This window comes from Acidovorax bellezanensis, assembly GCF_025421555.1.
Lineage (GTDB): Bacteria > Pseudomonadota > Gammaproteobacteria > Burkholderiales > Burkholderiaceae_C > Comamonas > Comamonas bellezanensis.
Map to the genome: position 1 here is coordinate 314,544 of NZ_JAODYH010000017.1, position 21,754 is coordinate 336,297.

Below are 21,754 nucleotides of genomic sequence, written 5' to 3' on the forward strand. Positions count from 1 at the left end.
CGCAAGCGACCGAAGATCTCTGAAACGAGTTCTTATTCCGAGAACAAGCTGAGTACCGAATCACCCGAGGAAATCCGCTTGATCGTTTCAGCGATCAACGGTGCCACGGAGAGTTGGCGAATCTTGGTACATGCCCGAGCTTCAGCGCTCAGGGGAATGGTATTGGTCACCACGACTTCGTCGAGCGCTTCGCCATTGGTGATGCGTTCGATGGCCGGGCCCGAGAAGATCGGGTGGGTGCAGTAGGCGTAGACCTTCTTGGCGCCGCGCTGCTTGAGCACTTCGGCAGCCTTGACCAGCGTACCGGCGGTGTCGATCATGTCATCCATGATCACGCAGTTGCGGCCGTCGATGTCGCCGATCACGTGCATCACTTCGGAGACGTTCGCCTTGGGGCGACGCTTGTCGATGATGGCCAGATCGCAGTTCAGTTGCTTGGCCATGGCACGTGCACGCACCACGCCACCGACGTCAGGCGACACAACGATCAGGTCTTCGTAGTTCTTCTGGCGCAGATCGCCCAGCAGCACTGGCGAAGCGTAGATGTTGTCCACGGGGATGTCGAAGAAGCCCTGGATCTGGTCAGCGTGCAAGTCCATGGTCAACACGCGTTCCACGCCTACGGCCTGGAGCATGTTGGCGACGACCTTGGCCGTGATCGGCACGCGCGACGAGCGCGGGCGACGATCCTGGCGGGCGTAACCGAAGTAGGGGATCACGGCACAGATGCGCTCGGCGGATGCGCGCTTGAGCGCATCGACCATCACCAGGAGTTCCATCAGGTTCTCGTTGGTGGGGGCGCAGGTCGGCTGAACGACAAAAACGTCGCGGGTGCGAACGTTTTGCAGGATCTCGACGGTGACTTCACCATCCGAGAAGCGGCCCACTTCAGCGGAACCCAGTGTCGTGCCGAGATGGCTGACAATCTCTTCGGCCATGCCACGGTTGGCATTGCCGGTAAAAATCATGAAATCAGGATGATTGGTCTGCATGAGCGTCCCAGTGTTTATGGGTTTGCTTGTACGCAAAAGACATTTGGCAGGGGAAGAAGGACTCGAACCTTCGCATGCTGGAATCAAAATCCAGTGCCTTAACCAACTTGGCGACTCCCCTACACGGGTCAATTGCTGATGCAATCAACCGGTAACTTTTAATCCTTGGCCCATCCATGAAGTGGATGAACGTTCAGATTTTCGCAGGCTTTGACAATCCATTCGCTAGGTGCGTCCGTCATCTCAACTGCTTGCTTCATCGGTGCAAACACTGCACTTCCTGAGCCGGTCATTCTACCTTGCAATCCGTGTGCTGCCAGCAGATCAACCGCTTTTTTCACATCGGGGCACAGGGTTTGCGCAACCGGCTGCAAGTCGTTATGACCGAAGTCAAAGTGCTTTGCAGCGAAGTCCGAGATTGTAGCATGCTCTGAATCGCGTTTGAGGCTCGGAGAGGAAAAAATTAATTTTGTTTCCAGTCCTGTATCAGGCTTGACTACAACAAAACGCTGCGGCAAAAGCTGCTGCGTTTTCTCGAGTGGCGTGATTATATCTCCAATTCCAGCCACCCAGGCGTTCTGGCCGCGCAAAAAGAACGGCACATCGGCGCCCAGTGTGAGGCCAATGGCTTCTAGCGCCGGGCGGGGCAGGTTCAGATCCCACAGACGGTTGAGCGCCAGCAAGGTGGTGGCGGCGTCGGATGAGCCCCCGCCCATGCCGGCCTGGGCGGGAATGCTCTTGTCAACGCCAATGTGTGCGCCTGCGCTGCAGCCGGTGGCGGTCTGCAGGGCGCGCGCGGCGCGCACGATCAAGTCGTTGTCGGGCAGGCGCATGCCGCTGAGGTCCTGGCGCGTGATCTGCCCATCGCCGCGCAGATCGAAATGCAGGCGGTCCTGCCAGTCGATCAGCATGAAGACGGATTCAATCAGGTGGTAGCCGTCCGGGCGGCGGCCGGTGATGTGCAGAAACAAGTTGAGCTTGGCCGGGGCCGGCACATCGTAGAGCGTGCGCATGGGTAGAAAAAGTTAAGACTGAAAAACTTCCGCTGCGCAATGCGCGGGCGGGTCAACGGTGTGGCCTAGCGGTCGAGCACTACACGCAAACTGGCGCGCGGCAGCGGCTGGCTGCGCTGCGCCCGCAAACGACCTTGGTCCATCTGCGACAGATCGGCCTGCCAGCCCGGGGCCGAGGCCTGTTCGCCGGCAAGCCAGGAAAACAAGGCGCCCAGGGGCAGCGGCGTGCCCACGGTGTCCTGCACCAGTGCGTCCAGCGACGCGGATTCGCGCAACTGGCCGCCTTGGCGCAGCTGCGCGCCTTGGGGGCTCCATTGCAGTTCGGCCAGCACCGCGCCGAAAGGACTCAGCAGCGTGAGCTGGCCCTGGTGCTCCGAGCCCTGCAGTTCAAAGGACGCGCTGAAGGACTGGTCCTGGGCATTGTCGTCCTGCAGCTGCACGGCCATGCGGCCGCTCCAGTGGGTGGGCTGGGTCAGGTCCACGGGTCTGCGCGGCGGCTGGGCGCAGCCGGCAAGCCACAGTGCCGCGGGCAGGGCGGCGAGCAGCAGGGCACGGCGTGGCAGGGCCGGGGCCAGGTGCATCACGGCGTCACGCCCAGGCGCCGCAAGGTTTCACGCAGCGTGTCGTTGTCCGCATTCAAGGCCAGGCCCTTTTTCCAGACGGCCAGGGCTTGGCTGCGCTGTCCACTGGCCCACAGCACTTCGCCCAGGTGGGCGGCAATCTCGGCATCCTGGCGCAGGGCAAAGGCTTTCTCCAGCAGGGTCTGGGCCTGCCGCGAGTTGCCCAGGCGGAACTCAATCCAGGCCAGGCTGTCGATGATGAACGGATCGTTGGGCGCGGCGTCCAGCGCCTTGGCCACCAGCGTACGGGCTTCGTCCAGTCGGATGCCGCGCTCGGCGAACGAGTAGCCCAGCGCGTTGTAGGCATGGTGAAAGCCCGGATCGCGGGCCATGATGGCGCGCAGCAGGCTTTCCATTTCCGTGAAATTACCGATCTTTTCGGCCAGGAGCGCGGTGTCGTAGGCGAGTTCGTTGTCCTCGGGGAACTGTTTGCGCAGCGTGTCCTGCAGGGTATAGGCCAGCGCCGGCTGGCCGGCGTCGCGCACGATCTGCACTTCGGCCTGTTGCTTGAGGCGCTGCTGCGCCGGCGTATCCGCGGGCACGGCCTGGATCACCTGGCGGGCCTGATCGAGCTGGCCCTGCTGGGCCAGCAGCGAGGCGCGGCGCACCTGCACGTTCAACAGCTTGTCGCCGTTGTCTATGCGATCGAGCCAGGCCATGGCCTCTGCAAAGCGACGCTGTTTTTCCGCGATCAGGGCGTGCAGCAGGTAGGCCTCGGAGCGCGCCGCGTTCTGATTGCCTGCGGGCAGCTGCGGGATCAGCGCGTCGAAGCGCTGCAGCGATTTTTCCGCGGCCGGCCAGCGCTGGGTTTGCGTCTGCAGCTTGGCCAGGGTGATCCATGCGTCGGCGTAATCCGGATGCTCGTGCGTGATGGCCGTCAGCTGGACCTCGGCGGGCGCGAGGCGCTCCTTGGACAGCAGAATGCGGGCATAGGCCATGCGCATGTCGGCATTGCGGTGTTTGGTGAGGTAGCGGATGACGACGGGCTCAGCCGAAGTGTCACCGCTTTCCAGCAGTTCCAGGGCCAGCAGGGCGGCGGCGCCGTTGCCAGGCGACAGGGCTTCGGCCTTGTGCAAGGCGTCGACGGCGGCCGTCTGGTTGTCGGCCACCAGGTGCATGTGGCCAATCGTGGCCCAGGCGGAAGGGCCGGCGGCCTTGTTCTTCAATTGGCTTTTCAGCGCGGTTTCCACGATTTCGGCCGCCAGGGCCTTGTTGCTGGCACGGCTGTAGAGCTGGGTGATGGCCAGAAAGGTCGCGGGCTTGCTGGGCGTCGGCGTGCTGTCGATTTCCTGGCGCAGATGCGGCAGGGAATCGCGTATGCGGTTCATGGCCACCAGGATTTGCAGCACATAGCGGTTGGCGTTGCGCGAGTCGGGAAAGGCCTGGAGCCAGGCTTGCGCCGCGGCCAGGGCCTGGTCGCCGGCGCGCGCCCGCAAAGCCATGTCGGTGGCCCGGCGGTACAGTTGGGCGCTGTTGCTCTGGCGTGCCGCATTGAGCATCAGGGCTTGACCGCCAATGGGGTCGCCCACGCTGGCCGCCATTTCGCCGACCAGGATTTCATAGAAGAGCTCGGCGTTCAGCGCCGCGGCATCTTCGTCGTCGGTTTGCGCAGCCACGTCCGGCAGCTCGGTGTCGGTGGGCGTCTCCGCCGTTTGACTCCAGGCGATTGCGGGAGCGATGACCAGTGCGGCGGCCAGCGCCAGGGCCCGAGGGCGTAGAGGATGAACCATCGAATCATAATAATCGAAGGTCGTTTCCTTGTGGCGAACACGGCACAGTGTTTTGCGACGCGGCGGCAGTGGCTGTCTGCCGCCTGGCAGCCTTTATTTTTGCAGGACTCCCATGCCCGAACTCCCAGAAGTCGAAGTCACGCGCCGTTCGTTCGCGCCGTCCATCGCCGGTGCCCGCATCCTGTCCGCCCATCTGGGCAAGCCCTTGCGCTGGCCGCTGGGCCTGGCGCCGCAAGCGCTGGTGGGGCGCCGGGTTCTGGCCGTGCGCCGCCGTGGCAAGTACCTGCTGGTGGATTTGAGCGAAGGCTTGCTGCTGCTGCACCTTGGCATGTCGGGCAGTCTGCGGTTCGCGCCGGCCGAGGGTCTGCCCGCGGCCGGCCCCCACGACCATTTCGATCTGGTCACCACGCAAGGCGTGTTGCGGCTGCATGACCCGCGCCGGTTCGGCGCCGTGGTCTATGCCCCGCAGGGCGAAGAAGACCCGGTGGCGCGCAAGCTGCTGGGCAAGCTGGGCATGGAGCCGCTGGAAGAAAGCTTTGCCCCGGCGGCGTTCTACCAGGGCCTGCAGGCCAGCCGCACGCCGATCAAGCTGCTGCTGCTGGGCGGCAAGCTGGTGGTGGGGGTGGGCAATATCTATGCGTCCGAAGTGCTGTTCACGGCAGGCATCTCTCCGCTGGCTCCGGCCAACAGCATAGGGCCGCGGCGCGCGCGCCGGCTCTACGAAGCCATTCGCAGCGTGCTGGCCGCGGCCGTGGAGCAGGGCGGCACCACGCTCAAGGATTTTTCCAACGCCTACGGCATGCCTGGGCATTTCCAGCTGCAGGCCCAGGTCTATGACCGCGAAGGCCTGCCATGCACGCGCTGCGCCGCGCCGCTGCGCAGGGTGCTCCAGGGCCAGCGCAGCACTTTCTATTGCAGCTACTGCCAAAAGCTTTGAGCACCCCCCGAGCCGCTGACGCGGCTCCCCCCTCTCATCCTCCGGTGGAGGGGGGCGGCAGCCTCGGTGCGGGGCGGCCCTTCCTCGCTGCCCCTTGCTGGGGCACGCCAGTTTCATAGGCTGTGAATGGTGCAAGCGCTCGGGATGGTTAAGAACCTTGGCTCTTGCTATATATTTTGTGTAAGCGGGCGCATGCCCGCAGCACATCCGCAGGGGAGCGATTTGGGACCATCATTCAATCAGCAGTTTGACCAGCACGGCGTCTGGCGCCGTGATTTCGCCCAGCAGCTGCACCAGTTGCGCGGCTGGCTGTCGGGCCATGAACTGCTGGACTCGGCCGTGCAGGAGCGCCTGCAGCGTCTGGAAGCGCAGGTGCGTGGCGATCAGGTCACGGTGGCCTTTGTTGCCGAGTTTTCGCGCGGCAAGTCCGAGCTGATCAATGCGGTGTTTTTCTCCTCCTACGGCCGGCGCCTGATGCCGGCGAGCGCGGGGCGCACCACCATGTGCCCGGCGGAGCTGGGCTGGGAGGAGGGCTTGGCGCCCAGTCTGAGGCTGCTGCCGATCGAAACGCGCGGCGAGGCGCGGGGCCTGGCCGAGTGGCGCCAGCGGCCCGATGCCTGGCAGCAGTGGCCCCTGGATGTGAACGATGGCGCGCAGATGGCCGCCATGCTGGCCAAGGTGGCCGAAGTGCGTCGCGTGCCCATGGCTCAGGCCCAGGCCTGGGGGCTGTGGCAGGACGAGGCCGGGGCGGAGCCTCCTCCGGTCGATATCCAAGGCCTGGTCGAAGTGCCTATGTGGCGCCATGCATTGATCAATCTGCCCCATCCGCTGCTGCGTCAGGGGCTGGTGATCATCGACACGCCTGGCCTCAACGCCGTGGGGGCCGAGCCCGAGCTGACCGTCAATCTGATCGCCCAAGCCCATGCGGTGGTGTTTCTGCTGGGCGCCGACACGGGCGTGACGCAGTCGGACCTGGCCATCTGGCGCGCGCATTTGCGGCCCACGGGCCAGGACGACGCTTCGCGGCTGGTGGTGCTCAACAAGATCGATACGCTGTGGGACAGCCTCAGCACGGGCCGTGAAATACACGCGCAGCTGCAGCGCCAGCGCAGCGCTTCGGCCGAAACCCTGGGCATAGACGTGGCGCGGGTGCTGCCGGTGTCGGCGCAAAAAGGCCTGGTCGCCAGGATTGGCGACAACGCTGCCCTGCTGCAGGCCAGCGGCCTGCCGGCCTTCGAGCAGGCGCTGTCCGAAGGCATCATGGGACGCCGGCAAAGCGTGTTGCGCGCGGCCGTGGCGTCCGGGGTGGAGCAGTTGCAGATCGAAGTGGTGCGTCGGCTCAACATCCGGCGCCGCGATCTCGATGACCAGATGGCCGAGCTGCGCAGCCTGCGCGGCAAGAACGTTTCCGTGATCGACGCCATGCGCCGGCGCATCGAGCAGGAGCAGGGCGAGTTCAGTGCCAGCGCGGCGCGAATCCAGGCGCTGCGCGCCGTGCATGGGCGTGCGTTGCAGACCTTGCTGTACTCCCTGGGCGCGGGCGCGGTCGAAGTTCAGCTGGCGGGGCTGCGCCAGGCCTTGCAGCACGGCGGCCTGAAGCTGGGCGCGCGCCGCCTTTATGCCGGCGCTTTTGCGCAACTGCACGGCGTGGTCGATCAGGCGCTGGTCGAGGCCGGGGAGCTGCAACAGATGCTGGCCGCGACATTTCGCGAGTTGAACGCCGAATTCGGTTTTTCGCTGCAGGCCACGACGACATTGCAATTGCAGGACCTGACCCAGGCGCTGGATCAGGTCGAGCGCGGCTATCTGCACTACCTGGGACTGGGCCATGCCATCCGGCTGGCCCGGGCCGATTACTCGCAGCGTCTGGTCCAGGCCCTGGCCCTGCGCCTGACCACGGTATTTGGCACTGCGGCCGACGCCATGGCGCTGTGGAGCCAATCGGCCATGGCCCAACTCGATGCACAATGGCAGGAACGCAAGCGCAGTTTCACGCGCCGCATCGAGGCCGTGGATCGCATCCAGCAGGCCGCCAGCAGCCTGGTCGAGCGCATCGCCGAGATCGAGGCGGCTGACGCAGGCATCGCGGCGCTGGAGCTGCGACTGGCGCAGCAGTGCCAACAATTGCTGGCCCTGCCTGCGTCCGCGCCCGGCGAAACCCGCGACCCCATACCGGTAATCTGATTTTGACGTCTTCCTCCATCGCCACCGCCGTCGTGCAGTGGCAGGCCTCGCACGGCCGCAACCATCTCCCCTGGCAGCAAACGCGCGACCCCTACCGGGTCTGGCTGTCGGAAATCATGCTGCAGCAAACCCAGGTCGCCACGGTGCTGGGCTACTTCCCGCGGTTTCTGCAGCAGTTCCCCGATGTCGCCAGCCTGGCGGCCGCGTCCGAGGACGCGGTGCTGGGTCTGTGGAGCGGCCTGGGCTATTACAGCCGGGCGCGCAATCTGCACAAGTGCGCCCAGGCCGTGATGGCCTTGCACGGCGGGCGCTTCCCGGAAACGGCCGAGGCCCTGGCCACGCTGCCCGGCATCGGCCGCTCCACCGCGGGGGCGATCGCCTCGTTCTGCTTTTCGCAGCGCGTGCCGATTCTGGACGCCAACGTACGGCGCGTGCTCACGCGCGTGCTGGCCTTTGGCGAAGACCTGGCCGTGGCGAAGAACGAGCGTGCACTGTGGGATCTGGCCACGGACCTGTGCCCCGATCCGCGCGAACTGGATCTGTACGAAGCCATGCCGCGCTACACCCAGGGCATGATGGACCTGGGCGCGAGCCTGTGCCTGCCGCGCAAGCCTGCCTGCCTGTTGTGCCCGCTGCAAAGCCAGTGCAAGGCGGCGCGCGCCGGCAATCCCGAGGATTACCCGGTGCGCACGCGCAAGCTCAAGCGCAGTGCGCAGGCCTGGTGGCTGCTGCTGGCCCAGGACAGCCAGGGCCGGATCAGCCTGGGCAAGCGTCCGTCCACGGGCATCTGGGCCGGGCTCTACAGCCCGCCGGTGTTCGAGGATGCGGCGGCGCTGGAAGCCGCCGTCCAGGCGCGCTGGCCGCAAGGCGGCGTGGAGCTGGAGCACCAGCCGGCCTTTCTGCATGTGCTCACGCACCGCGATCTGCACCTGCACCCGGTGCTGGTACGGGTCGATGCCGTGCATGCAGCCGAACCCGCGGCCGACGATTGGTACACGCGCGCGCAGTGGACCGACATGGGGCTGCCGGCGCCGGTGCGCAAGCTGCTCGAACGCGAAGGCTGATCAGCTTTCCGCCGTCGCCGCGCGGCCGTCGAGCTCGCGGTGGCGAATCAGCGTGGGCCAGTTCTGGCCGAAGTGGGCCGCCAGCTGCTCGACCAGATAGACCGAGCGGTGCTGACCGCCAGTGCAGCCTATGGCCACCGTGACATAGCTGCGGTGGTTTTGCGCCAGCAGCGGCAGCCAATGTTCGAAGAACTGCGTGATGTGCTGCTGCATCTGCAGCACGTCGGGTTGCTGGCGCAGGAAGGTCTGCACCGGCTCGTCCTTGCCCGACAGGGGGCGCAAGTCGATGTCGTAATAGGGGTTGGGCAGCATGCGCACATCGAACAGGTAGTCGCAGTCCACCGGCATGCCGTGCTTGAAACCGAAGGACTGGAACAGCAGCGTCATCTGCCCTTCGGGCACGGTCAGCAGGCTTTTGACATAGCTTTGCAACTGCGAGGAGCGGATGGTGCTGGTGTCTATGACCTGGGAATGGTCGCGCAGATCGGCCAGCAGCTCCCTCTCCCATTCGATGGTTTGCGCCAGCGCCTTGCGGCCTTGCTGCGCTTCGTCGCCCGACAGGGGGTGGCGCCTGCGGGTTTCCGAGAAGCGGCGCACCAGCGTGCTGGTGGTGGCGTCGAGAAACAGCGAATGCACCATCACGCCCTGGCTGCGCAACAAGGAGAGCTGCGCGGGCAGTTGGGGCAGGCCGGTGGCGCTGCGCGCGTCGATGGCAATCGCCACACGCTTGCCGTGGTGCGCATGTTCCAGGGCCACGAATGAGGACAGCAGCTCGGGCGGCAGGTTGTCGACGCAGTAATAGCCCGCATCTTCCAGTGCATGCAGGGCCACGGACTTGCCGGAGCCGGACATGCCGGTGATCAATACGACTTCAAGCAGCATGGCTCAACCTTTGCTTGCCGGCACACAGGCCTGCTGCAGCATTTCGCGGGCGTGTGCCATGGTGGTTTCCGACAGGCGTTCACCGCCAAGCATACGCCCCACTTCGGCAACGCGGCTATCTGGGGTGAGCGCGGTCACGGTGCTGGTGGTGGCCTGCTTGTCGCGGCGCTTGGCCACGACCAGATGGTGGTCGGCGCAGGCCGCGACCTGGGGCAGATGGGTCACGGCCAGCACCTGTCGGTCCTGGCCGAGCTTGTGCATCAGCCGGCCGACGGTTTCGGCGACGGCACCGCCCACGCCCGAATCCACTTCGTCAAAAATCAGAGTCGAGGCTTCACCCAGTTCGCTGGTGGTGACCGCAATCGCCAGCGAAATGCGCGACAGCTCGCCGCCCGAAGCGACTTTGCCAATGGGCTTGGGTGTGGCGCCCGGGTGGCCGGCCACCAGAAAGGCCAGCGCATCCAGGCCTTGCGGGCCGGGTTCGTCGGCCTCGGTCTGGGAGACTTCGAAGCGTCCGCCCTGCATGCCCAGCCCCTGCATGGCCAGCGTGATGGCGCGCGACAGCTTGGGTGCGGCCTTGGCGCGTTGCTGCGACAGCGCGCGCGCCGCCTGCTCGTACTGGGCATAGGCGGCATCGGCCTGCTGGCGCAAGGCCTCGATGTCGACCACGGCGTCGAGCTGGCGCAGCTCTTCCTTCCAGCCGGCGAACAGCTGCGGCAACTCGGCCGGCGGGCGCTTGTAGCGGCGCGCCAGCTGCATCCACAGCGACAGGCGCGTGTCGAGTTCGGCCAGGCGCTCCGGATCGAGCTCGGTGCGGTGCAGGTAGGACTGCAGCGAATGGCGTGCATCGCTGATCTGCGCCAGGCCCGAGGCCAGCACTTCGGCGATTTCCTTGAATTCCGGGTCCAGGTGCTCCTGGTCCTGCAGGTCGCCATGCGCGCGGTTCAGCGCCGCGAGGCCGCCGGTCTCGTCGTCTTCGATGGCGAACAAGGCACTTTGCGCCGTGTCGAGCAGGGCCTGGGCATGGGACAGGCGGGTGTGCTGGGCGTTGAGGTCTTCCCACTCGTCGTCGCCCGGAGCGAGCTTGTCGAGTTCGGCGATCTGCCACTGCAGCCGTTCGCGCTCGCGCTGCAGGCTGTCCTGCGCCTGCACCGCGTGTTCCAGCGTCTGGCGGGCGCCGCGCCAGCTGTCCCAGAGCTTGCGCAGCGGCTGCGTGGACAGGCCGGCGTAGGCGTCGAGCAGTTCGCGTGCCGCGTCCGGGCGGGTCAGGCTTTGCCAGGCATGCTGGCCGTGGATGTCGAGCAACTGCTCGCCCACGGCACGCAACTGGGTGGCGGTGGCCGGCGCGCCGTTGATCCAGGCGCGGCTGCGGCCCTGGGCATCGATCACGCGGCGCAGCAGCAGGCTGTCTTCCAGCGCAAAACCGCCGTGCTCCAGCCAGGGCTTGAGCCGTGCGGGGCAGTCGAATTCGGTACAGATGTCGGCCTGCGCCGCGCCTTCACGCACCACGCCAGCGTCGGCGCGCGCGCCCAGGGCCAGCTGTACGGCGTCGATCAGAATGGATTTACCCGCGCCGGTCTCGCCGGTGAGGGCGGTGAAGCCGCTGTGCAGGTCCAGGTCCAGGGCCTGGACGATGACAAAGTCACGCAAGGCAATACGTTTAAGTGCCATTTCAGTTCCCACCCTCGTTCCAGCCTAGCTTCTTGCGCAGCGTGGCAAAGTAGTTCCAGCCCTTGGGGTGCAGAAAACGTACGCAGTGCTCGGCCCGCGTCACCAGAATGCGGTCGCCGTGCAGCAGTGAAGCCAGCGATTGCATGTCGAAATTGGCGCTCACATCGCGCCCACCGACCACTTCGATGACCACTTCGGTCGCATCCGACAGCACGATGGGGCGGTTGGACAAGGTGTGCGGCGCAATCGGCGCCATCACCCAGCCGGGAATCGAAGGGTGCATCATCGGCCCGCCGACCGACAGCGCGTAGGCCGTCGAGCCCGTGGGGGTGGCGACGATCAAGCCGTCGGCGCGCTGGTAGGCGACGAAATTGCCGCCCACTTCGACACGCACTTCGAGCATGCCCGACGTCGCGCCGCGGTTCACCACCACGTCGTTCATGGCCAGGGCTTCGAAGACCTGCTGCTCGCCGCGCATCACGCGCGCACGGATCATGGGCCTGAGGTCTTCCTCGTATTCCCCTTGCAGCATGGGCGTGAGAACGGTCTGGTACCCTTCCAAGGGAATATCCGTGACAAATCCCAGGCGCCCCTGGTTGATGCCGATCAACGGCGTGCCATAGCGCGCCAGATGGCGGCCTATGCCCAGCATGGTGCCGTCTCCCCCGACGACCAGACCCAGGTCGCAAGTGGCCCCGAGGCCGTCGACATCCATGGACCGATACTGGTGTATGCCCGCATGGGCAGCAGTTTCGGATTCGAAAATGACTTCGCATCCTTGGCTGCTGACAAAGCTGGCAATATCTTGCAGGGCTTGGCGTGCACTGTCGGGGCTGGCGCTGCTGGAGGCGGGCGACTGGTATTTCCCGATCAGTGCGACTCGGCGGAACTTAGACGTCATTTTCAAATTACATCATTAAAATCACTACATGCTCGATGACCGTGCCAAGTTGTTACTCAAAGCGCTGGTCGAGCGCTACATTGCCGACGGCCAGCCCATAGGCTCGCGCACCCTTTCGCGCGCCTCGGGCCTGGAATTGTCGCCTGCGACGATACGCAATGTGATGTCCGACCTGGAAGGCATGGGCTTGATTGTCAGCCCACACACTTCCGCGGGCCGCATTCCCACCGCCAAAGGCTACCGTTTGTTCGTCGACACCATGCTCACGGTGCAGCGCGACGACTTCCACGCGCCCGTGCTGCCGGCCGAACAGCCGCAGAAAGTCATTGCCAACGCGGCCCATCTGCTGTCGAGCCTGTCGCACTTCGTCGGCGTGGTGATGGTGCCCAAGCGCACCTCGGTGTTCCGCCAGATCGAATTCGTGCGCCTGTCCGAAAAGCGCTTTCTGGTGATCATCGTCTCGCCCGAAGGCGATGTGCAAAACCGCGTGATCTTCACCGAAGTCGACTACACCTCCTCGCAACTGGTCGAGGCCGCCAACTTCCTCAACGCCAACTATGAGGGCCTGGCCATGGAGCAGGTCAGGGAGCGGCTCAAGGGCGAAGTGGACCAGCTGCGCGGCGAAGTCGCGGCGCTGATGCAGGCCGCCGTCAACGTCGGCACCGAAGCCATGCAAAGCGACGAGGCCGATGTGGTGATCTCGGGCGAGCGCAACCTGCTGGCCGTGAGCGATTTTTCCAGCGACATGGACCACTTGCGCCGCGCCTTCGAACTGTTCGAGCAGAAAACCCAGATCCTGCGCCTGCTCGACATCTCCAGCCAGGCCGAAGGCGTGCGCATCTACATCGGCGGCGAAAGCCAGGTCGTGCCCTTCGAGGAACTGTCGGTGGTGAGCGCGCCCTACGAAGTCGACGGCAAGATCGTCGGCACCCTGGGAGTGATCGGCCCGACGCGCATGAACTACGACAAGATGATCCAGATCGTCGACATCACGTCCAAACTCGTCACCAATGCCTTGAGCTACCGCCGCTAGGCACTACAATGGTCGGGTTTTGCCAAGACGCCTTCAGTGGCGCGGCAGCAGGGGGGCGTTAGCTCAGTTGGTTAGAGCAGAGGACTCATAATCCTTTGGTCGACAGTTCAAGTCTGTCACGCCCTACCAGTGTTTATTCAATGAAATCAATGGCTTGCCGGTAATTCGGCAGGCCGTTTTTCTTTCTGGCGGCAGCCAGGTGTCAACGCGGACATGTGGCCTGGGGGGCTCATCCGCACATTCTTTGCAGCAAAAATGGCTGGAAAGAGAAGGCCTGACTGATCACAATCCTGATCATGGACGGCCCGACCGCAAAGACCCAACGCCTGTTTCTGGCCCTTTGGCCCGATGCGCCTTGCAGCCATGCCATCGCTGATCTGGTCCAGCAAATGGACTTGCCGGCAGGCGCAGCGGTGTATGCCCCGCAGGACTGGCATGTGACGCTGCATTTTCTGGGCAGCGTGGGGGCAGATCGCATGCCTGATCTGGAATCGCTGGATGTCACCATGTCCCCGGTGACTGTCACGCTCGATCAACTCTGGCTGTGGCCGCGAGGCTTGCTCGTGCTGGCTGCCTCGGTGGTTCCAGAGGAGTTGAGCGAGTTGCATGCCCGCTTGGAGCAGAGACTGAAGGCCATGGGTTTGAAGACGCAGGAAGAGGCCTATCGCCCGCATCTGACTTTGGCCAGGAAGGTGGGCCAGCCAAGGCTGCCAGATCGCATTCCGCATATCCAGTTCATAGCGGATCGGTTCGCGCTGGTGGCCTCGACGGGACATGCACCTCAAAGGTACCAGTGTGTGCGGTGGTTGGGAGCCCGCGAATCTGGCGAATGAAACCCCAGATCCCAGGCGCAACACCGGTCCGGGCGACCGCGCTTCAGCCCCGGCCGACGAAAGGCATCTTGGTCGCCATGACGGTGTGGAACAGCACGTTGGCTTCCAGCGGCAGGCTGGCCATGTAGAGCACCGACTGGCCGACCACGGCCACATCGATCATGGGCTCGACAGCGATCTCGCCGTTGGCTTGGGGAACGCCCTTGGCCATGCGCGACGCCAGGTCGGTCATCGCATTGCCGATGTCGATCTGGCCCACGGCGATGTTGTACTGGCGGCCGTCGAGCGCGGCGGTCTTGGTCAGCCCCATCACCGCGTGCTTGGTCGCGGTGTAGGCGATCGAATTGGGGCGCGGCGCATGCGCGGAGATGGAGCCGTTATTGATGATGCGCCCGCCTTGCGGGCTCTGGTCGCGCATCACCTTGAAGGCCTGCTGCAGGCAATAGAACATGCCGTTCAGATTCACATCGACCACCTCGCGCCACTGATCCGGCGTCCAGTCGATGAAAGAGCCTGGCGGGTTGCCGCGGCCGGCGTTGTTGAACAGCAGATCGACGCGGCCGAATGTGGCGACCGCGCTTTCGAACAGCGCGGCGACGGCATCTGGGTCGCTCACATCGGTGGGCACGCAGTGCACGCGATCGCCCCGGCCATGCAGCGTCTGGGCTTCTTTCTTGACCTGTTCGAGCAACTCGGCGCGCCGACCCGCGAGCACCACGTGGAAGCCTGCTTCCAGCAAAGCCTGGGCCACGGCCTTGCCTACGCCCGATCCTGCACCCGTGATGACCGCCACTTTCTTGTCTGTCATTTCAAATCTTTCTGCGTGATGTCGAACCCCATTGTGGGTGCATTGCGGCCGGTGGCCGCGTGGGCTGTCGCCGTTTTTCAATGCGTCTAGAATTTATGAGTGCCCACCCTCTGGCGAACGCGCTGCACCAAGCACCCCTTCAGCATGCCGACGCACAGGGCATGCCGGCCAGGGAAAAACCGAAAGCCTGGACAATGCCACTCATCCACCATTGGCAGAAAGCTCCCATGCGCACTACCGGCTTTGGTATTCCCTTTGCATTTTCCGCAGCCGTTGCGCTCGCGGCCCTGTTCTCCCCGGCCGCGCATGCGGTGCTCAAGGTCGGTGATGCGGCGCCGGCCTTCACCACCCAGGCGGCGGTGGCGGGCAAGCCTTTCGAGTTCGATATGCAGGCGGCTCTCAAGAAGGGGCCGGTGGTGCTGTATTTCTTCCCCAAGGCCTTCACTCAGGGCTGTACCCAGGAGGCCCACGCCTTTGCCGAGGCCACGCCGCAGTTCAAGGCCCTGGGCGCGCAGGTGGTGGGCATGTCGCATGACGATATCGCCACCTTGCAGCGCTTTTCCACCGAAGCCTGTCGCGACCAGTTTGCCGTGGCGTCGGATCCCAAGGCCAGGACCATCCAGGCCTACGATGCTTCGGCGGCCGCCGATCCCAACCGGGCCGACCGCATCTCCTATGTGATCGGGCAGGACGGCAAGATCAAGTTTGCCCATGTCGGCGCCGATCCGCTCGAACATGTGGAGCAGACCAAGGCGGCCGTGCGCAGATTGAAGAAGTGAAGCTGTTGCAGCCGTCGGCGGCACGTTGATCGGGCTGCCGCTCAACGCGGTCACGCCCTGTCAGGCGAGTAAAAAAAGCCTGCTATGTTTTGCATAGCAGGCTTTTGCTTTTGCGCAGTCCGGGAGGTGTTCTCTAGCAACAGAAGAAAAGTTGCACCTTGACCAAAGACAAACAAGATACACTTTTCATTCTAAGTTACATATTATTTCAATTAAGAGACATCGATTCACCCATTGAAGGAATCATGAATGGACCGCTTGAAAATCTCCACGCGCCTGACTGCCGCATTCATCATCATGACGGTACTGATGCTGATACTCGGAGGGGTGGCACTCCTGGGATCGTCCACGCAACGCGCTGAACTGGAAGAGATCACCCAAAGGGCCATCCCCATCATTCGGAATTTGAACAATGTCACGGATGGTGGCAATGAGCAAGCGATTCAGTTCCGCAATCTGGCGCTCTTCACGACAGAGAAGATCCAGGCATCAGCACGTGCCTCGATCCAGAAGAACCGTGCCGATATCGATGCAGAAATGAAGGCGCTCGCTCAGCTCGTTCGCTCTGACCAGGGAAAAACCATGCTGGCGGAGATTGGCAAGCGCGGCACTGCCTTCAGTAAATCCGGCGATGAGTTTTTGGCACTGCTGGCGCAAGGCCAAAGAGAAGAGGCCCAGACCATGCTGGAAATCCAGCTGCGCCCCGTTCAGCTGGAATACCAGCGGTCCATCCGTGAGCTGCTGGATCACCAGACACGGGGTTCGGACGCCGCCAGTCAGCAGGCTGAAGCCGCGGCCGATAGTCTGGGACGGCAGGTGCTGGTCACCGGCGCGGTTGCCCTGGTCCTGGCGATTTTCATGGCCGTCACCATCACCCGCTCCATCACGCGTCCGCTGGCACAGGCCGTGGAGGTCGCCGACCGGGTGGCGAGTGGTGACTTGAGCGGGAAAATCCTGGTCAAGTCTCAGGACGAGATGGGCCATCTGCTGAGCGCGCTGCAACGCATGCAGCAAAGCCTGGTGCAGACCGTGACCGCCGTGCGTGGCAATGCCCAGGGCGTGGCCGCCGGCAGTACCCAGATTGCCGAAGGCAACAGCGATTTGTCAGGCCGCACCGAGGAGCAGGCCAGCGCGTTGGAGCAGACCGCGGCAGCCATGGAGCAGCTGGGCTCGGCGGTCAGCCATAACGCGGACAACGCCCGCCAAGCCAATCAAATGGCCGTGAGTGCCTCCTCCGTGGCGGCCCAGGGGGGCGAAGTGGTCGCCAAGGTGGTGGAGACCATGAAAAGCATTGATGAAAGCAGCCACAAGATTTCCGACATCATCAGCGTCATCGACGGCATTGCGTTCCAGACCAATATCCTGGCCTTGAATGCGGCGGTGGAAGCAGCGCGCGCGGGCGAACAAGGCCGCGGCTTTGCCGTGGTGGCGGGCGAAGTGCGCGCATTGGCCCAGCGCAGTGCCGAGGCGGCCAAGGAAATCAAGCAGCTCATCAACCACAGCGTGGAACGCGTGGAGCAGGGCTCGCGTCTTGTGGACCAGGCCGGCAAAACCATGACCGAAGTGGTCACGTCGATTCGCCGCGTGACCGACATCATGGGAGAGATCAGCGCCGCCAGCCATGAGCAGAACACCGGCATGGCCCAGGTGAGCGAAGCCGTCACACAGATGGACCAGACGACGCAACAGAATGCCGCGCTGGTGGAGGAAATGGCGGCCGCCGCCAGCAGCCTGAACACCCAGGCGCAGTCGCTGGTGGAGGCCGTGGCGGTCTTCAAGTTGTCCGAGAACGAGCAGACAACGCGCGTCGGCGGCGAGGCTGCTTTCCAGACGGCCCAGGCCCAGCCCGTCAAGGCCCCCAGGAAGCGCGTGGCGGCCAGTGCCGTCGCCTACGAGGCCTAGTCCACCACGCGGCACCCGCATGGGCTGGCATGGCCCGTGCTGCCCGCTCCTCCGGTGCAGGCGGCTGACGACGAGGCCTTTCGCACGCTGACGGCTCTGCGCGACGGGCTGCGCGGGGCATTGGCCGTCAAGGACGCCAACCTCCCATTCCCACAGGCCGCCTCGACTTTTTCCTGTGCGCTGGATGTCAATATTTCCGAGCAGACCACGCCGAACTTGAACCTGCTGTTGCGTCGCACGCTGACCGAAATAGCCCCCGAGCGTGCAGACGCGCTGCGCAGCGTGGCCGACCGCGCGTTCGCTATCCTCTGGGGTCCGACATTCCCCAGCCGAGCTTTAGACCATGCCCCGGAAAATCCCCCCCTTGAACCCTTTGCGGGCCTTTGAAGTTTCGGCACGGCTCATGAGCTTCACGAAAGCGGCCGAAGAGCTGTTCGTCACGCCGTCTGCCGTGAGCCACCAGGTGAAGTCCCTCGAAGCCAATCTGGGCATCGCGCTGTTCATCCGGGATTCCAAGACGCTCACGCTGACGCCCGCGGGCAAGGCCTATCTGCCAGGCGTGCAGGAAGCGTTTCGCCAGCTGGCCGTGGCCACCTACCAGTTGCACCGCGAGCAAAGCTCGCCGGCGCTGAAGATCAATCTGCCGCCCACGTTTGCCGTCAAATGGCTGATACCGCGCATGCGCGGCTTGGCCCAGGCGCTGCCCGGGCTGGACCTGAAGATCTCCACCTCCAAGCACATGGTGGATTTCACCCGCGACGACGTCGACATGGAAGTGCGCTACGGGCGTGGCGTGTATGCCGGCCTGCAGGCCGAGCTGTGCCTGTCGGTCGATGTGATTGCCGTGTGCAGCCCGGCGCTGCAACAGGGCGCGCACCCTATCAACGAACTGAGCGACCTGAGCCAGCATGTGCTGCTGCACGACGACAGCACGTATGACGATGTGAGCAATCCCAACTGGGCGGCGTGGCTGGCGCACATGGGCATGCATGACATCGACACCAGCCGCGGGCCTGCCTTCTGGCCCAGCCACCTGGTCATCGATGCGGCGATCGACGGCCAAGGCGTGGCGCTGGTCAAGAAGAATTGGGTCCAGCAGGACCTGGCGGCGGGCCGGCTGGTGCGCCTGTTTCCCGAACTGAGCCTGCCGGTGGAGCACGCCTATTACCTGGTCTACCCCCAGGAGCGCAGCACCGATGCGCGCATCCAATCCTTTGTGCAGTGGATGCGCAAGGAGCTCGCGGCCAGCGTGTGAGCGGGCCTAGGCCCAGTTGGCGATGCGGTAGATGCGCGCCGCATTGCCGCCCCACAGCGCGCGCTGCTGGGCCGGGGCCAGGGGGGCGATGGCTTGTGCAAACGCCGACACGATGGCGCCGTAGCTGGTGACCAGACTGTCCACCGGGAAGTTGCTGGCGAACATGCAGCGGTCGGCGCCGAAAATGGCGATCGCGTCCTGGATCACCGGCACGTTGTCACTGGCCGTCCACGGCACATCCCGCTGGCCCAGGCCCGATATTTTCAAGGCTGTGTTGGGGGCGTCGGCCAGACGCGCAAGGGCCTGCCGCCAACGGGCCAGGCCTTGGGCGCTGCGGTCCGACGGCAGGCCCGTATGGTTGAGCACCAGCGGCGTGGCCGGGAAGTCGCGCGCCAGATCCAGCGCCTGCTCCAGGTGCCACCAGGGCGCCTGCAGGTCGAAAGACAGGCCGAACTTTTCCAGCCAGGCATAGCCGTCGCGCCAGCGCCCATCGTCCATGGAGCCGGCCTCTCCACGGCGCGCGTCCTGCGCCGTCAGGGACACCACGGGCTTGTGGCGAATGCCGCGCACCATGGCAAAAGCGGCCTGCGCGGCCAGCACATGCGACACCTCGGCATCCGCCAGATCCGCGTGCGCCACCACCACCGAAGGCCGCTGGTAGCGCTGGGCCAGCGTCGTGAGCCAGCGGGTCTCGTCCACGGGCGCGGCCCGGCTCCATTCCGCTTCGATATGCACGCTGGCCGCGGGCGCGCAGGCGCCCGTGTCCCGCGCAAAATCCTCCGGCAGGTAGTTGCGCTTGAGCGCTGCGTAGCTGCCGTAGCGGAAGTGGGCAACGGGCTCGTCCTGCAGCCAGGGATGCGGGTTGTGGTCGAGGTCCCAGAAGTGGTGGTGCGCGTCGATGAAGGGCGGCGGCACGGGGGGGGCGTGGTCCATGGAAAGCGGCATTCAGTCAATAAAAGCGTCGATCACGCGGGCTCCAGCGTCTTCCTGGCCGCGCCAAACGCACCGGCGTTCTGCAGCTGCGCAATGCGCTGAGCCGACAGGCCCAGCTCGGCAAAAACTTCCTGGGTGTGCGCGCCGAGCAGCGGTGCGGCCCGGCGGATCTGCTGGGGCGTGCCCCGCATTTTGACGGGAAAGCCCAGCATCTTCACCCTGCCTTCGACCGGGTGCTCGACTTCCATCACCATCTCGCGCGCCACGGACTGCTCGCAGGCCAGGGCTTCCTCGAAGTTCTGGATGGGCGCTGCCGGCACGCCCGCGGCCAGCAGCAGCTCCACCCATTCGTCGGCGGGACGGCGCGCAAACTCGGCTTCCAGCAGCGCGATCAGCGGTGCCCGGTTCTGCAGCCGTTCGACGTTGCCGGCAAAGCGCGGGTCAGCCAGCAGATCGGTGCGCTCCACGACTTCGCACAAGGCAGTCCAGAGCTTGGGGTTGGCCGCGCCCACCACGAAGTAGCGGTCGGCCGCGCGCATCGCTTGGTAGGGGGCGCTCATGCGGTTGGCGCTGCCCAGCGGCGTAGGCACCCGGCCCGTGCCCCAGAACTCGGCCGTCTCCCAGATGGACAGGCCCAGCGCTGTTTCGAACAAGGATGCATCGATGTACTGGCCCGCGCCCGTCTGCTCGCGTCCGATGACGGCGCTCAGGATGGCATAGGAGGCAAACAGGGCCGCACCCAGGTCGGCAAACGGCACGCTGGACTTCATGGGCGCGCCATCGGGCTCGCCCATGACGCTCATGGCGCCGCTGCTGGCCTGGGCGATCAAGTCCAAGCCGGGGCGACGCGACCAGGGCCCAGTCTGGCCGAAGCCGGAAATGCTGGCGTAGACCAGGCGCGGATTGATGGCCTGCAAGGTCTCGTAGTCGATCTTCAGCCGCGCGGCCACGCCGGGCCGGTTGTTCTCCACCAATACGTCGGCGTTGCGCACCAGCTCGTAGAAGGCTTCCAGGCCCTGGGCGTTCTTCAGGTCGATTTCCACGCTGCGCTTGTTGCGGTTGAGGGCCAGAAAGCCGCCGCTGTCGTCGCCCTTGAGCTTGAAGCCCATGGCGCGGCGGGTCTGGTCGCCCACGCCCGGCGTTTCCACCTTGATGACGTCGGCGCCCATGTCGCCCAGCAACATGCAGCAATAGGGGCCGGCCATGATCTGGCTGACGTCGAGAACCCGGATACGCGAAAGAGGAAGTGTCATGGCAATGGGGAGTGAGGTGGGTGGAGCGAGCGCATCAGCGGCCGACGAACTGGGGGCGCTGCTTGGCCAGAAAGGCCTGGTAGCCGATGCGGAAGTCTTCGGTCTCGAAGCAGTCGTAGGCCTGCTCCTGCTCGGCTTCGGTCAGCGGCTGGGGTTGCTCCAGGCGCTGCACAAAGCGCTTGTGCCAGCGCGCCACCAAGGGGGCGCCGAGCGCAATGCGGCGCGCCGCGGCCTGGCCTTCATCGCGCACGGCAGCGTCCGCCACCACGCGGTTGATCAAGCCTTTTTGCAGTGCTTCGGCCGCGCCGAATACCCGTCCTTCGAGCACGATTTCCAGGGCCACGGCGCGCCCGGCCAGGTTGACCAGGCCGGACAGTTCGCCATAGGACATCACCAGCCCCAGGCGGTTGATGGGCGCGCCAAAGCGGCTGGATTCGCCGCAGATGCGCATGTCGCAGACCGAGGCCAGTTCCAGCCCGCCGCCTACGCAGGCGCCGTGGATGACGGCCAGCGTGGGGTGGCGGCTTTGCGCCATGGCCTGCATCGCGCGGTGCGTGACTTTGCCGTAGGCCAGCGCCTGGGTCTTGTTCAGGCGGGTCTGGGGAAATTCTTCAATGTCGGCGCCGGCGGAAAAAGCGCGCTCGCCCGCGCCGGTCACCACGATGCAGCGCACCGTGTCGTCGGCGTCCAGCTGCTGCATCAAGTCGCCCAGGCGTTGCCACATGCCCAGGTTCATGGCGTTCATCTTGTCGGGGCTGTTGAGCGTGAGGGTGACGATGTGCTGATCGTCGCGCGCCAAAAGAATCGAGTCGTCCATGGTGTCGAAAGCCTTCATAAAACCGGTCACATATCGCCGTTGCGGGCAAGTTTAGGCAGGCCCCTGCGCGGGCTCAACCGAGAAAAACTGGGCCCTGGCCCGAGAAAATCTCGGCCGCTTTTGCATGAGAAAAACTCGCCCTCAGCC

The 21,754-nt window shown here is 64.8% G+C and carries 20 protein-coding genes and 2 tRNA genes; 10 read left to right on the plus strand and 12 right to left on the minus strand.

Going from position 1 to position 21,754, the window contains the following annotated elements; translation table 11 throughout:
* Positions 1-32: 32 nt before the first annotated feature.
* The 5 genes from N0K08_RS22520 to N0K08_RS22540 all read right to left on the minus strand — a co-directional run bounded on the left by N0K08_RS22520 (position 33) and on the right by N0K08_RS22540 (position 4,355).
* Complete coding sequence (locus N0K08_RS22520; RefSeq protein WP_261502667.1) at positions 33-992, minus strand: ribose-phosphate pyrophosphokinase; 960 nt, start codon at positions 990-992, stop codon at positions 33-35.
* A 44-nt stretch (positions 993-1,036) separates the two neighbouring features.
* Positions 1,037-1,113, minus strand: a tRNA-Gln gene (locus N0K08_RS22525).
* Between the two features lie 37 nt (positions 1,114-1,150).
* Entirely contained in the window at positions 1,151-2,005 is an 855-nt protein-coding gene (gene ispE / locus N0K08_RS22530; protein ID WP_261502668.1) for a 4-(cytidine 5'-diphospho)-2-C-methyl-D-erythritol kinase, read from the minus strand.
* A 65-nt stretch (positions 2,006-2,070) separates the two neighbouring features.
* The gene (locus tag N0K08_RS22535; RefSeq protein ID WP_261502722.1) at positions 2,071-2,586 is read right to left on the minus strand and encodes a lipoprotein insertase outer membrane protein LolB; all 516 of its coding nucleotides are present in this window, start codon (positions 2,584-2,586) and stop codon (positions 2,071-2,073) included.
* A complete protein-coding gene (locus N0K08_RS22540; protein ID WP_261502669.1) occupies positions 2,586-4,355 on the minus strand; it encodes a tetratricopeptide repeat protein in 1,770 nt (589 codons plus the stop codon). Before N0K08_RS22540 ends, N0K08_RS22535 begins: the two co-directional genes overlap by 1 nt.
* Positions 4,356-4,467: 112 nt before the next feature.
* Here N0K08_RS22540 and mutM point away from each other — a divergent pair, with 112 nt between their 5' ends.
* The 3 genes from mutM to mutY all read left to right on the plus strand — a co-directional run bounded on the left by mutM (position 4,468) and on the right by mutY (position 8,540).
* The gene (gene mutM, locus N0K08_RS22545) at positions 4,468-5,292 is read left to right on the plus strand and encodes a bifunctional DNA-formamidopyrimidine glycosylase/DNA-(apurinic or apyrimidinic site) lyase (RefSeq protein WP_261502670.1); all 825 of its coding nucleotides are present in this window, start codon (positions 4,468-4,470) and stop codon (positions 5,290-5,292) included.
* 222 nt (positions 5,293-5,514) lie between these two features.
* Complete coding sequence (locus N0K08_RS22550; protein WP_261502671.1) at positions 5,515-7,476, plus strand: dynamin family protein; 1,962 nt, start codon at positions 5,515-5,517, stop codon at positions 7,474-7,476.
* 2 nt (positions 7,477-7,478) lie between these two features.
* Positions 7,479-8,540 carry an A/G-specific adenine glycosylase gene (gene mutY / locus N0K08_RS22555; protein WP_261502672.1) on the plus strand — a complete coding sequence of 354 codons (1,062 nt, stop codon included), beginning with the start codon at positions 7,479-7,481 and terminating at the stop codon, positions 8,538-8,540.
* On the opposite strand, the gene rapZ is transcribed toward mutY, so the two are convergent.
* From rapZ to N0K08_RS22570, 3 genes are read right to left on the minus strand one after another with little or no spacing between them, the layout of a single operon-like run.
* Complete coding sequence (gene rapZ / locus N0K08_RS22560; RefSeq protein ID WP_261502673.1) at positions 8,541-9,422, minus strand: RNase adapter RapZ; 882 nt, start codon at positions 9,420-9,422, stop codon at positions 8,541-8,543.
* A gap of 3 nt (positions 9,423-9,425) precedes the next feature.
* The gene (recN, locus tag N0K08_RS22565; RefSeq protein WP_261502674.1) at positions 9,426-11,093 is read right to left on the minus strand and encodes a DNA repair protein RecN; all 1,668 of its coding nucleotides are present in this window, start codon (positions 11,091-11,093) and stop codon (positions 9,426-9,428) included.
* A 1-nt stretch (position 11,094) separates the two neighbouring features.
* Positions 11,095-11,994 (minus strand): NAD kinase, encoded by a 900-nt coding sequence (locus tag N0K08_RS22570; protein WP_261502675.1) that lies wholly within the window; start codon positions 11,992-11,994, stop codon positions 11,095-11,097.
* A 28-nt stretch (positions 11,995-12,022) separates the two neighbouring features.
* Between N0K08_RS22570 and hrcA the strand changes: the two genes are divergently transcribed.
* The 3 genes from hrcA to thpR all read left to right on the plus strand — a co-directional run bounded on the left by hrcA (position 12,023) and on the right by thpR (position 13,860).
* On the plus strand, positions 12,023-13,027 hold the full coding sequence (gene hrcA / locus N0K08_RS22575) for a heat-inducible transcriptional repressor HrcA (protein ID WP_261502676.1): 1,005 nt from the start codon (positions 12,023-12,025) through the stop codon (positions 13,025-13,027).
* A 52-nt stretch (positions 13,028-13,079) separates the two neighbouring features.
* Positions 13,080-13,156 (plus strand) — tRNA-Ile (locus N0K08_RS22580).
* Positions 13,157-13,323: 167 nt separating this feature from the next.
* A complete protein-coding gene (gene thpR, locus N0K08_RS22585) occupies positions 13,324-13,860 on the plus strand; it encodes an RNA 2',3'-cyclic phosphodiesterase (protein WP_261502677.1) in 537 nt (178 codons plus the stop codon).
* Between the two features lie 43 nt (positions 13,861-13,903).
* Here the strand turns inward: thpR and N0K08_RS22590 are convergent, their stop codons facing one another.
* Positions 13,904-14,668, minus strand: a complete 765-nt coding sequence (locus tag N0K08_RS22590) for an SDR family oxidoreductase (protein ID WP_261502678.1) — start codon at positions 14,666-14,668, stop codon at positions 13,904-13,906.
* A gap of 227 nt (positions 14,669-14,895) precedes the next feature.
* On the opposite strand from N0K08_RS22590, the gene N0K08_RS22595 reads away from it, so the two are divergent.
* From N0K08_RS22595 to gcvA, 4 genes are all read left to right on the plus strand, one after another.
* Positions 14,896-15,447 carry a peroxiredoxin gene (locus N0K08_RS22595; protein WP_261502680.1) on the plus strand — a complete coding sequence of 184 codons (552 nt, stop codon included), beginning with the start codon at positions 14,896-14,898 and terminating at the stop codon, positions 15,445-15,447.
* A gap of 249 nt (positions 15,448-15,696) precedes the next feature.
* Positions 15,697-17,349, plus strand: a complete 1,653-nt coding sequence (locus N0K08_RS22600; protein ID WP_261502682.1) for a methyl-accepting chemotaxis protein — start codon at positions 15,697-15,699, stop codon at positions 17,347-17,349.
* 36 nt (positions 17,350-17,385) lie between these two features.
* The gene (locus N0K08_RS22605; protein ID WP_261502683.1) at positions 17,386-17,736 is read left to right on the plus strand and encodes a phosphatase PAP2 family protein; all 351 of its coding nucleotides are present in this window, start codon (positions 17,386-17,388) and stop codon (positions 17,734-17,736) included.
* 16 nt (positions 17,737-17,752) lie between these two features.
* Positions 17,753-18,604 (plus strand): transcriptional regulator GcvA, encoded by an 852-nt coding sequence (gene gcvA / locus N0K08_RS22610; RefSeq protein ID WP_261502684.1) that lies wholly within the window; start codon positions 17,753-17,755, stop codon positions 18,602-18,604.
* A gap of 6 nt (positions 18,605-18,610) precedes the next feature.
* Here the strand turns inward: gcvA and N0K08_RS22615 are convergent, their stop codons facing one another.
* From N0K08_RS22615 to N0K08_RS22625, 3 genes are read right to left on the minus strand one after another with little or no spacing between them, the layout of a single operon-like run.
* Entirely contained in the window at positions 18,611-19,537 is a 927-nt protein-coding gene (locus N0K08_RS22615; RefSeq protein ID WP_261502685.1) for an amidohydrolase family protein, read from the minus strand.
* Between the two features lie 32 nt (positions 19,538-19,569).
* Positions 19,570-20,790, minus strand: a complete 1,221-nt coding sequence (locus N0K08_RS22620; RefSeq protein WP_261502686.1) for a CaiB/BaiF CoA transferase family protein — start codon at positions 20,788-20,790, stop codon at positions 19,570-19,572.
* A gap of 34 nt (positions 20,791-20,824) precedes the next feature.
* Complete coding sequence (locus N0K08_RS22625; protein WP_261502687.1) at positions 20,825-21,607, minus strand: enoyl-CoA hydratase/isomerase family protein; 783 nt, start codon at positions 21,605-21,607, stop codon at positions 20,825-20,827.
* Between the last annotated feature and the right edge of the window lie 147 nt (positions 21,608-21,754).

Bases quoted from the DNA above. Each gene is read 5' to 3' on its own strand.
- N0K08_RS22520 (WP_261502667.1), bottom strand. From the start codon at position 992: ATGCAGACCAATCATCCTGATTTCATGATTTTTACCGGCAATGCCAAC.
- ispE (WP_261502668.1), bottom strand. From the start codon at position 2,005: ATGCGCACGCTCTACGATGTGCCGGCCCCGGCCAAGCTCAACTTGTTT.
- N0K08_RS22535 (WP_261502722.1), bottom strand. From the start codon at position 2,586: ATGCACCTGGCCCCGGCCCTGCCACGCCGTGCCCTGCTGCTCGCCGCC.
- N0K08_RS22540 (WP_261502669.1), bottom strand. From the start codon at position 4,355: ATGGTTCATCCTCTACGCCCTCGGGCCCTGGCGCTGGCCGCCGCACTG.
- mutM (WP_261502670.1), top strand. From the start codon at position 4,468: ATGCCCGAACTCCCAGAAGTCGAAGTCACGCGCCGTTCGTTCGCGCCG.
- rapZ (WP_261502673.1), bottom strand. From the start codon at position 9,422: ATGCTGCTTGAAGTCGTATTGATCACCGGCATGTCCGGCTCCGGCAAG.
- recN (WP_261502674.1), bottom strand. From the start codon at position 11,093: ATGGCACTTAAACGTATTGCCTTGCGTGACTTTGTCATCGTCCAGGCC.
- N0K08_RS22570 (WP_261502675.1), bottom strand. From the start codon at position 11,994: ATGACGTCTAAGTTCCGCCGAGTCGCACTGATCGGGAAATACCAGTCG.
- hrcA (WP_261502676.1), top strand. From the start codon at position 12,023: ATGCTCGATGACCGTGCCAAGTTGTTACTCAAAGCGCTGGTCGAGCGC.
- thpR (WP_261502677.1), top strand. From the start codon at position 13,324: ATGGACGGCCCGACCGCAAAGACCCAACGCCTGTTTCTGGCCCTTTGG.
- N0K08_RS22590 (WP_261502678.1), bottom strand. From the start codon at position 14,668: ATGACAGACAAGAAAGTGGCGGTCATCACGGGTGCAGGATCGGGCGTA.
- N0K08_RS22595 (WP_261502680.1), top strand. From the start codon at position 14,896: ATGCGCACTACCGGCTTTGGTATTCCCTTTGCATTTTCCGCAGCCGTT.
- N0K08_RS22600 (WP_261502682.1), top strand. From the start codon at position 15,697: ATGGACCGCTTGAAAATCTCCACGCGCCTGACTGCCGCATTCATCATC.
- gcvA (WP_261502684.1), top strand. From the start codon at position 17,753: ATGAGCTTCACGAAAGCGGCCGAAGAGCTGTTCGTCACGCCGTCTGCC.
- N0K08_RS22615 (WP_261502685.1), bottom strand. From the start codon at position 19,537: ATGGACCACGCCCCCCCCGTGCCGCCGCCCTTCATCGACGCGCACCAC.
- N0K08_RS22620 (WP_261502686.1), bottom strand. From the start codon at position 20,790: ATGACACTTCCTCTTTCGCGTATCCGGGTTCTCGACGTCAGCCAGATC.
- N0K08_RS22625 (WP_261502687.1), bottom strand. From the start codon at position 21,607: ATGGACGACTCGATTCTTTTGGCGCGCGACGATCAGCACATCGTCACC.